The 6,673-nt window shown below is 55.4% G+C and carries 9 protein-coding genes and 1 pseudogene; all 10 read right to left on the minus strand.

Annotated elements, in window-relative coordinates:
- Window positions 1-147 (minus strand): annotated as a pseudogene (locus D1646_RS23535) (PcfB family protein); the annotation flags it as partial.
- Window positions 148-199: 52 nt separating this feature from the next.
- Entirely contained in the window at window positions 200-700 is a 501-nt protein-coding gene (locus D1646_RS21405) for a hypothetical protein (RefSeq protein WP_160638386.1), read from the minus strand.
- Between the two features lie 53 nt (window positions 701-753).
- On the minus strand, window positions 754-1,653 hold the full coding sequence (locus D1646_RS21410; protein WP_160638387.1) for a ParB/RepB/Spo0J family partition protein: 900 nt from the start codon (window positions 1,651-1,653) through the stop codon (window positions 754-756).
- 241 nt (window positions 1,654-1,894) lie between these two features.
- Window positions 1,895-2,281 carry a recombinase family protein gene (locus tag D1646_RS21415; protein WP_160638388.1) on the minus strand — a complete coding sequence of 129 codons (387 nt, stop codon included), beginning with the start codon at window positions 2,279-2,281 and terminating at the stop codon, window positions 1,895-1,897.
- Complete coding sequence (locus D1646_RS21420; protein WP_160638389.1) at window positions 2,282-3,916, minus strand: recombinase family protein; 1,635 nt, start codon at window positions 3,914-3,916, stop codon at window positions 2,282-2,284.
- A gap of 97 nt (window positions 3,917-4,013) precedes the next feature.
- Window positions 4,014-4,241 carry a DUF6870 family protein gene (locus D1646_RS21425; RefSeq protein WP_160638390.1) on the minus strand — a complete coding sequence of 76 codons (228 nt, stop codon included), beginning with the start codon at window positions 4,239-4,241 and terminating at the stop codon, window positions 4,014-4,016.
- 24 nt (window positions 4,242-4,265) lie between these two features.
- Window positions 4,266-4,892, minus strand: a complete 627-nt coding sequence (locus D1646_RS21430; RefSeq protein ID WP_160638391.1) for a CHC2 zinc finger domain-containing protein — start codon at window positions 4,890-4,892, stop codon at window positions 4,266-4,268.
- A 123-nt stretch (window positions 4,893-5,015) separates the two neighbouring features.
- The gene (locus D1646_RS21435; protein WP_160638392.1) at window positions 5,016-5,183 is read right to left on the minus strand and encodes a hypothetical protein; all 168 of its coding nucleotides are present in this window, start codon (window positions 5,181-5,183) and stop codon (window positions 5,016-5,018) included.
- 10 nt (window positions 5,184-5,193) lie between these two features.
- Window positions 5,194-5,985 carry a DUF6551 family protein gene (locus D1646_RS21440; RefSeq protein WP_160638393.1) on the minus strand — a complete coding sequence of 264 codons (792 nt, stop codon included), beginning with the start codon at window positions 5,983-5,985 and terminating at the stop codon, window positions 5,194-5,196.
- Window positions 5,951-6,322, minus strand: coding sequence for a hypothetical protein (locus D1646_RS21445; protein ID WP_160638394.1), 372 nt, complete (start codon window positions 6,320-6,322; stop codon window positions 5,951-5,953). The genes D1646_RS21440 and D1646_RS21445 overlap by 35 nt, the downstream gene beginning before the upstream one ends.
- Window positions 6,323-6,673 lie beyond the last annotated feature (351 nt).

Consider the following 6,673-nt stretch of genomic DNA (forward strand, 5'->3'; position numbering starts at 1 on the left):
GCCGTGGTCGCCCTCCGCCGCCTTGCCGGCCTTCACACGCACCCGGTACTGGGCGTATTTTCGGAACGCCGCCACCAGCGTCCGTCTGGTCAGCTTGCTGGTGCTTATCATCAGGTTTACAGTCCTGTTCTCTACTTCCTCCTGCAAATCTCATTCCCCCTTTCTGCGGAAACGGCATCGGAGGTGTAACGCCGGGGTCTCAGATGTGGAACGCCGGGAAGTCCTCTCCATTGGCGCACAGGGTCACGGTATGGTCGGCGAAGTAGACCACAGCGGCGATCACATCCTCCGCCGTAAGGGAAACACCGTCCCCGTCCTCATCGCATTTGTAGACGATCACCGGGCCGAGCAGATACCGCTCCCTGCCCAGGTTCAGGACACGCCGCCCGTCAAAGACGATCGCCAGCCCTTCTACATCCAGGGCGTCATCCGACACCACCTCCAGGCAGTCGTACTTGCCCCTGCTCTTGATCTCCTCCCAGCACTGGGTCTCCTGCATGACCTCCGGGGTCTTGTCCGGGCGCATCACCATCACGATGGAGTCCACCTCGGCCTCCGGGACAACAGCTTCTGCCGCCGCGTCGTGTAGATATTCCTCCAGGGAGTCCATCAGCTTTTTGTAGCCGGGCCTGTCCGCGCTGTCGGGCAGGGACAGGTTGATGTTCACATTGCCGTTGAAGTGAAAATGGATACTGTTCATAAGCGTAAAACTCCTTTTCTTTTCATAAAAATGTGCCCCGCAAATGGGGCGTGTCATCTTTGCTGGTCCTGCTGCCGCCGTCTCTGCCACTGCTCCAGCAGACGGAGGATGGTATCGCTCATCTGCTTGGGCGTGTAGGATTTGGGGAAGAACTTCTGCAAGTCGCTGGCCTTGAACGAGACCTGTCCCAGGTCGTCCTTCTTCATCTCGTCCATGATGCCGCACATATCCTCCAATGTGCAGCCGTCCTCCTGGCTCTTTTTCTTCATGCGCTGGGCCTGCGACAGGGACGGGGCGGCCTGGGCGTAGTCCATCGCCTCCAAGAAGTTCCGCTGTTCCTCCGGCTTCAGGTAGGACAGCTCCACGGCGGGTGTCATGGAGATTTTCTTTTCGTCCACCATATCCAGGATTTCGGGGATCAACTCTGTCAGGCGGATAAAACGGCGCACAGAGTCCTTGCTCGTACCGGCTTGTTCCGCGATGATGTCCCTGGATTTTTTCCCGTCCAACTTGTGCGCGTTTTGCTCACAAGTCAGGCCGGTCCGGCTCCCCTGATGCTTCAAAGCCTCCAGTTTCATCTTGTAGGCTTTGGCCCGCTCGCTGGGCAGGATGTTCTCACGCTGAAGGTTGGAGTCCACCATCATGATGACGGCGGCATCATCGTCCAGTTCCCGGACAATGACGGGGATAGTGTCCAGCCCTGCCAGTTCTGCAGCGTGGCGGCGGCGGTGGCCGGAGATGATCTCATACCCGCCGTCCGGGTCCGGGCGCACGATAAGGGGATTGGCAACACCCATCTGCCGGATGCTCTCCACCGTCTCCACCATAGAGTCATCGTCCAGCACCTTGAAGGGATGCCCTTCAAAGGGATGCAGTTCGGAGAGGGGCATCCGCTGGACGGTCTCCGCCACGGCCCCTGTCTGCGTTTCCGGCTCTTTGGGTTTTCTCGGCATTTGTGTTCACCTCGCTTTCTCAATGTGGGTTTATGGGAAAAAGAAAAAGGCGTGTACCCAGCCCCTACGGTGGGGTGGGATACACGCCTATGTACCAGTCTGCAGACGCAAAAAAAGAGCGGATACCGACTGCCGGATTTCTCCAACAGCGATACCCGCTCTATGAAGTCTTACCTGTTCATGCTGGTGGGCGTCCTACCCTCCTTGCGCCGCCCTGCGCTTTTTCTTTGTCTGTTTTGGGTCAAAAAATAGAACTAACCGCACAAAACCGGCATTTTATCGGGCTTTCTGCGTTTAGTTCTATAATAACACATTCATCTTTCACCACGATGCAGTTGATCTCGCCGCGCTTGACCTTCTCCATCATCGCCTCAAACTGCGGACGGGCGAAGTTCGTCTCTGTCTCGCCGTTGTCGCACCAAATGCCGACAAACTCCATATCATCGCGGCGGCTGATAAAATCGGACAGCATCTTTTTCTGCCCCTCAATGGTGTCCGCACCCTTTTTGCCGCTGTCCTCAACGGACAGACGGACATAGGTGGCGGCCAAATACTTTTCGGTCTTTTCTTCCCGTGCCGGTTCAACAGCCGGGGCGATGGGGTTGACTTTTCTCTTTGTCCGTGCCATTTATACTGCCTCCTTGATCTGCGCCTGACGCACAATATCCATCTGCCATGCAAACTCATCCTGCCGGCGGTAGACGATCTCCACCGTATTGCCCTCGTAGACCATAATTCTGTCTATCATGGAGACAACCGCTGTGCGGTCAAGCTCGGTGAGATTGCAATAGCGTTTGAAATTGTCCGTCCAGCTTGTATCCGCTGTGCTGGTTTTCATTACTTCGATCCGCTCCTGCAGGGCGTCCATCTGCTTTTCGACCTCAGCCGCTCTCTGGGAAAAGCTCTCTTTCAGGCGCGTATATTCCACCCTGTCGATAATGCCGTCCGCGAGGTTTTCATAGAGCGACAGGAGCAGCTTTTGCAGCTTCTCATATTCCGCCCGCTTTTCATCAAGCTGCCGCTGCACCTTGACCGCCCCGGCAGTGCGCAGGGGCGCGGTATCCGCGATTTCCAGGATGCTTTCCAGCTCTGCAACAGCGTTGATGCGCTCTTTTAAGCAGTCAAATATGATTTGCTCCAAGACCTCCGAACGGATGCGGTGCGGGGAACAGGTTTTGTCCTGCTTATTGGCAGAGCAGATGTAATAGTGGTACTTCCTGCCGCCGGCGCTGACGGGCTTGCGTATCATGCTGGCCCCGCAGTCGCCGCAGAACACCATGCCGGAAAAAAGAGAAACAGATTCCTCATCCGGGCTGCGCTGGGTGTCCAGTGCAAGCACCTTCTGCGCCGTGTCATAATCCTTTCTGGAAACGATAGGCGCATGATTGTTCTCAATCACAGACCACTCGTTTTCAGCTTTTTGCACCCGTTTGTGTACCTTGTAGCTGGGCGTTGTCGCCCTGCCCTGGGTCAGTGTGCCGATATAGATGGGATTTTTCAGCAGACGAATGACCGATGCCGCAGACCAGGAGGCTTTAAGATTTGTCTGCAAGGGTGTGGAGCATTTCATGCCGAGGGAGCGTTTGTACTCCAGCGGAGAGAGGATGCCCCCAACGTTGAGCCGATCCGCGATGTCCTGCGGACTGACGCCCTGCACCTTCCACGCGAAGATTTCCCGCACCACCTCCGCAACGTACTCGTCTACCACAAGGCTGTTTTTATCCTGTGGGTCTTTGAAGTAGCCGTAGGCAGCGAACGCGCCCAGGAATTGTCCGTTCTTACGCTTGATTTCAAGTTGGGAACGGATTTTCACCGAAATATCCCGGCAATAAGCCTCGTTGATGAGATTTTTGAACGGCACGATCAGGTCATCCGAGGCGCTTTTTTCACGATAACTGTCGTAGTTATCGTTGACGGCGATGAAGCGTACCCCCATAAAGGGAAATATCTTTTCAATATACTCGCCAGCGTCCAGATAGTTCCGGCCAAACCGCGAGAGGTCTTTCACAACGATGCAGTTCGTCTTACCAGCTTTCACATCCTCCATCATTTTCTTGAACGAGGGCCGCTCGAAGGTCGAGCCGGACCATCCGTCGTCCACCTGTACAGCGTATTCCCGAATGTCAGGGTGCTGTTTCAGGAAGTCCCTGAGCAGGTTCCTTTGCCCCGCGATGCTGTTGGATTCCTCCTTATCTCCGTCATCGCGGGACAGCCGGAGATATAGGGTCGCGTTCCAGATTTTTGCCTGTGCTGTTTTCTGCATATTTGCCAGCTCCTTTCCAGTTTTGCAAAGCCAGACAGGAGCGGCGATTTGTCCCTATACGCAGTTTAATATAAGCTACGCCGCCATGTCGAGGATGTCACATGGCGGCGCATTTTGCGCGGACATAATCAGCAAGCCGCTGTTCCAGCGTGATGTCTGTCTCTGCAAACGTGATTTTCACAACATATTTCCCATGACGGAACAGATACGGGTCTTTCACCTGACGGATAAAGTCGCGCATCCGCTCCTTTTGGGGGAGCGAGGCATCCACATTTACGCTCCAAATATCCACAAGAGAATTTCTGTCGATGTTTTTCAAATCCATTCCATGTCCTCCTATCCCTTGACCTCAGCGGTCGATTTCATGCGCCGCCCGCTTTCTGTCCCTGCGGATTTCTCTCACACGGTTTGCACAGCGCCCGATCTCATTCTTATTCTGGGCGATAATCTCCCTGGCCTCGTCCGGCGAACAGCTTTGCAGCTCATCGAGCAGGTATTCCACTCTGGCGCTGTTCTGAATCGCTTCCATATATAAGGGGTGCCATTCCTCGTCCGGCTGCTTGGGCGCATACTCTGTTTCCCATTGCCGTAGCAGGCGGAAATAGCCGCAAAGGGCGCGGTAGTTCTCGTTTTGGTAATTCTTCAACCGCCGCATCAGCGACTTCCGCGCCTTGACTGTGCCTGTTTTGGATGGTTCCCGTCCGGCACGTTTCCCATCGTAGGAGATATTGAAATCTGCCGCCAGTTGCCTTGCCGCCTCCTTCACGCTAACGCCGAAAAGCTGGGCGGCGAAGTCGATCACGTCGCCATCCGCACCGCAGGCAAAGCAGTGAAAGCGATCATCCACCTTCATGCTGGGGTGGCGGTCATCGTGGAAAATACAGCAGGCTTTTCCGGTGCGGTCAACCTCTATCCCATAACGCTCTGCGGCCTGTCTTGTAGTAACAGAAGCCTTTACCGTTTCAAACAAATTCATATACGGCCTCCATTCTGAAAATCAGCTCACAGACACAACAATAGGCTGAGGTCGATCAGCCCTGCCCATTCTCTATCTTTGCAGCGTATGACCTCAGCCCATGACTTCTGCCTGTGAGCAAGCTCAGTGAGAAGTGTAATTGGCTTTCTTGTTGTGCTTATTGTTGGTGCGGCGCATCTTGCGCCGATACCCCGGCTTGTGCATCCGCGCCGCGACCAGCTCTCCACGCTCGATCTCGCGGAGGGCGGCGTCCTGACTGCTGGATTTCTGGAAGTCCTTATATTTGTTCATGGTGTCCTCCTCAGAATTTCAGGGGCAGGGTGTTGGCCCTGCTGGTGCCGTTGTAGATGTTCCAGACCTCAAAGATGTACCTCTGCGGGGCGGGGAGAGAATCTCCGGCGGCTTTGGCCCTGCGGTAGATGTGCATGGGGTCATAGCGGCGGCACCGGCTGATAAGGCGCTTGGGGTTGTACTCGTCATGGTAGAGCTTGATAAACTCCGTCACGCCCTGGATGGTCTCGGCCCGGAGGGAGTACTTGTGGCCGTCCCACGCGGCGGCGATGACGCGCAAGGCCTCCGTATAGAGGTCAGCGCCCGCCGACATAAACTCCCCGTAGGCGGCGGCAACACAGCCGATGTGCTTCAGCCCCCTGGACTGGTTGAAAGAGAGATGCAGGCCGGCGCTCTCCGTGGCCTCTACAAAGGCAATCGCGTCAGGATCGCCGCCGAACACCAGCGCCCGGATTTTGGAGCCGGGATAAACCTTGGCAGAAATGCCGGTCTGCTCCGCAAAAAGAACGGCCTCGTCCTGCTCGGTAAGGCCGGTATAAACTTTGCAGAGAATGGGCAAGTCCCGCCCGCCGTTGAGCAGTTTCCGGGCGGGCATGGTGTGTTGGCCGTCAAATACATAAAACCGGCCATCACGGGCGCTGACCTTCGGCTCGTTGGCCACTCGCTCATCAAAGCTCTCCGCGATCTCCCGCACCCTGCGGCTGTTGAGTTCCCGCTGATAGGTATCTCGGGTGACAGACAGATCAGAGCTTGAGATAAACATGACCTCATACGATTTTTCGAGCCTCTTTGTCCCATTCATATCGGGTGCCTCCTTCAATGTGTAAAATGTATTGTTTCAGATCGTACAGGGTGGAAATGACCTGCTGGCGGTAGCTCTCGTTGGAGATAAGCTGCGGCCACTCAGTGAAGGTGTTGTCAAAATTTTGAAGCACCCGCGTGACCTTCCACTCAAACTGCTGCACAGCATCCTGTGCCGTCATGCGGCGTTCTTCCTCCTCTGGAGCGCCCGCAGCCTCCTTCACTTCCTGAATCAGCCGTTTCCGCTCCTCCGGGGGAGCCTTGGCGATGGCCCACATCTCTTTCTGGGTCGGCTTGACCTTGCCGGAGAAGATCTCCTGCCGAAAGCCGGGGGACACTTCCTCGGCGGCGGTGGCCCCCTGCGAAAACTGGCTGGCGCGTTTGACAAAGCTCTCGCTGGTGCCTGTTTCCGCAGCAATTTTTTTGCGTGATAGTCAGACTCTCCCATGTGGCCATTTTGACCACATGGGGAATCATCATGATTTCCGTAAAACCTCTCAGATGAGCCATGCGCCATTTTCTCGGCTTCATAGCGGTCTCCCACCAGCATTTTCTTCTGTACCGGCGTGAGGTTTCTGCGGCCAAGCTGGTTGTTGCAAATCCATACAAGGGTGATGTGGTATAAAAAAAGTTGACACCTTTTCCTCAAGGGAGTAGAAAAAAGAGAAGAAGGAGGCGGAAAAGGCAAT

Source organism: Pseudoflavonifractor sp. 60, assembly GCF_009911645.1.
GTDB lineage: Bacteria > Bacillota > Clostridia > Oscillospirales > Oscillospiraceae > Lawsonibacter.

Excerpts from the sequence above, each read along its gene's own strand:
- D1646_RS21420 (WP_160638389.1), bottom strand. The coding sequence starts at position 3,916 with ATGCAGAAAACAGCACAGGCAAAAATCTGGAACGCGACCCTATATCTC.
- D1646_RS21415 (WP_160638388.1), bottom strand. The coding sequence starts at position 2,281 with ATGGCACGGACAAAGAGAAAAGTCAACCCCATCGCCCCGGCTGTTGAA.
- D1646_RS21425 (WP_160638390.1), bottom strand. The coding sequence starts at position 4,241 with ATGGATTTGAAAAACATCGACAGAAATTCTCTTGTGGATATTTGGAGC.
- D1646_RS21430 (WP_160638391.1), bottom strand. The coding sequence starts at position 4,892 with ATGAATTTGTTTGAAACGGTAAAGGCTTCTGTTACTACAAGACAGGCC.
- D1646_RS21410 (WP_160638387.1), bottom strand. The coding sequence starts at position 1,653 with ATGCCGAGAAAACCCAAAGAGCCGGAAACGCAGACAGGGGCCGTGGCG.
- D1646_RS21440 (WP_160638393.1), bottom strand. The coding sequence starts at position 5,985 with ATGAATGGGACAAAGAGGCTCGAAAAATCGTATGAGGTCATGTTTATC.
- D1646_RS21435 (WP_160638392.1), bottom strand. The coding sequence starts at position 5,183 with ATGAACAAATATAAGGACTTCCAGAAATCCAGCAGTCAGGACGCCGCC.
- D1646_RS21405 (WP_160638386.1), bottom strand. The coding sequence starts at position 700 with ATGAACAGTATCCATTTTCACTTCAACGGCAATGTGAACATCAACCTG.